We start from the raw sequence: 1,975 nt of genomic DNA, 5'->3' as shown, positions 1-1,975 counted from the left end.
GGTCCGCGAGGGTGGCGACTGTCTGACCAGTCTCCACCTGCGGCGCGGTGATGCGCTCGACTGCCGGAAAGACCGAGAGCGCAGCGCCGCTCAGGCTCAGGATCGTGACGAGCGCGAGTGCCAGTAGACCCGGCCAGCGATGGAGTGTACGGATCATGGCCCTGCCCCTCACATGTCGTAGGAGAAGTTGGCGATGTAGCGCCGGCCGGTAACCGGCGTACCCGCGCCCGCCGTCGTCAGCGGCACGGCCACCTCGTTCGGGCTGTCGCGCATATCCTCGACCGCCGCGTCTATGTGAAGCGTGTAGCCCGCATCGAACAGCGCATCGGCCAGATCGAGCGTGATCTCGAGACTGCGGCCCGCGCCGACGCTGGCGCCGGTGATACCGTTTACCTGCGCGGTATCGCCGCCCGTGGCACGGTACCAATCGCTCAGATGCTCGTAGTACTTGGACTTGCCACCAGCCATCCAGAGACTGCCGACATAGGCGCCCGAGGCGTCGGTAACGTAAAGCGCGAGGTAAGCGCCGTCGCCGCCATAGTTGTTGAGGGTGGTTGTGAGCGTCACGGGCCGTGCCATAGCGAGGCCGGGAAGCGTGAGTGCGGTGGTCAGCGCGAGCGTTGCGAGAAGTGATTTCATGGGAATGATCCTTGTTCAGGGTGCTTCGGAGCTGTTCAGTTCACCTGAACCTGCGGAGGGGCGCCGTTTCCGAAGAGGCCGTTCTGCGGAGGAGCGACCGTTCCAGCGGGCGCGGGATTGCGGGCGCCACCGCGGTCGTCGTCATCATCCTCGTAGTCCATCTCGACGATCTGCAGCGTCGCCGGATCGAGCTTCACCTCGATCTCGCGGCCATCCTGGTCTCGGCCTTGGATTTCGTAGCAGCCGTCGTCGATCTCGAAGTCGCGCACCGTCCAACCGTTCTGTTCGGCCATCTGCATGGCGGCCTCGCGCGGCTGCCACTGGTCACGGGGCGCATTGCAATCATCGTCGTCGGCCAGCGCAGCGCCGGCGGGCAAAAGTGCGATCAGGGCAAGGGCGGTCAGAGTCTTTTTCATGGCAAGGGGTCCTTTCGTTTGATGAGACCAATCTGGCACCCCGACCTGAGGGCATCCTGACGCCCCAGCGATTCCTGCTTCAGCTTGCCGTCAGGAAAATGGCCCCGCCGATGAGGGCGGGGCCAAAAAAAGATGCGAGCGCAGGCTACAGGGCTGGCATGGCTATGCGCCCTGCCCCGCGTTCAGGTGAATTCGAACTGCTCGAAGCGGACACGGCGAGGCGTTTGGCCTTGTGCTTTCAAGCCCTTGAGAATCCCGTCCTTCAGACCGGTTGGGCCGCAGAACCACAGATCGGCTTGCCGGATCGCGAAAGGGACCGCGCCAATCAGGCGCTCGGCCGTGAGCCTGCCATCGCGCGTCGTAACGACCACCTCGAAACTGAACCTCGGGTTGCGGGCAGCCGCAGCGCGCAGCGTCTCTACCCCAATCGCCTCCTCTTGTGTCCGAACGCAGTGGATGAGGTGAATGTCGCGGCTATCCGCTTCGCTCAGGCTTTCGGCCCAGGCGAGGAACGGCGTGATACCGATGCCGCCCGCCAGCCATATCTGGCGCGCACCGCCCTTGCGGAAATTGAACCGTCCATATGGCCCTTCGACCTGCACGCGCGTTCCGGTCCGCAAGATGGCGGGCAGGCTTCGTGTCCAGCCACCCAAGCCCCGGATGGAGAACGTCAGGGTGCCGTCAGGGCGCGGGGCGCTGGCGATCGTGAAGGGGTGCGGCTCGGACAGTCCTGCCTCTGGCGCGCGGAAGAAGGCGAATTGCCCCGGCCGCCACCGCATGGCCCGCCCCTCGGGGCGGAGGGTTAGCGTGGTGGTGTCCTTGGTCTGGCTGATCTCTGTGACGGTGAATTCTCTACGCCGCAGGTACGGGGCGACCAGCTCGGTGAATATCCACGCGATTACTCCCGCGATGCCAAATGT

At 64.8% G+C, this 1,975-nt stretch carries 4 protein-coding genes; all 4 read right to left on the bottom strand.

Translation table 11 applies throughout. The annotated features are described in order from the left end of the window. On the bottom strand, positions 1-157 hold a 157-nt coding region (locus BFV97_RS19115; RefSeq protein ID WP_172827942.1), incomplete at its 3' end, for a PepSY domain-containing protein. Between the two features lie 11 nt (positions 158-168). Beyond that, positions 169-639 carry a DUF2271 domain-containing protein gene (locus BFV97_RS17970; protein ID WP_069301738.1) on the bottom strand — a complete coding sequence of 157 codons (471 nt, stop codon included), beginning with the start codon at positions 637-639 and terminating at the stop codon, positions 169-171. Positions 640-674: 35 nt separating this feature from the next. Next, complete coding sequence (locus BFV97_RS17965) at positions 675-1,055, bottom strand: PepSY domain-containing protein (RefSeq protein WP_069301737.1); 381 nt, start codon at positions 1,053-1,055, stop codon at positions 675-677. 182 nt (positions 1,056-1,237) lie between these two features. Further along, the coding region (locus tag BFV97_RS17960; RefSeq protein WP_245667829.1) for an FAD-binding oxidoreductase at positions 1,238-1,975 on the bottom strand (738 nt) is incomplete at its 5' end.

The sequence above is a fragment of the Neptunicoccus sediminis genome (assembly GCF_001719615.1).
Taxonomy (GTDB): Bacteria; Pseudomonadota; Alphaproteobacteria; order Rhodobacterales; family Rhodobacteraceae; genus Amylibacter; species Amylibacter sediminis.
This window is presented reverse-complemented; position numbering and strand designations above follow the sequence as displayed.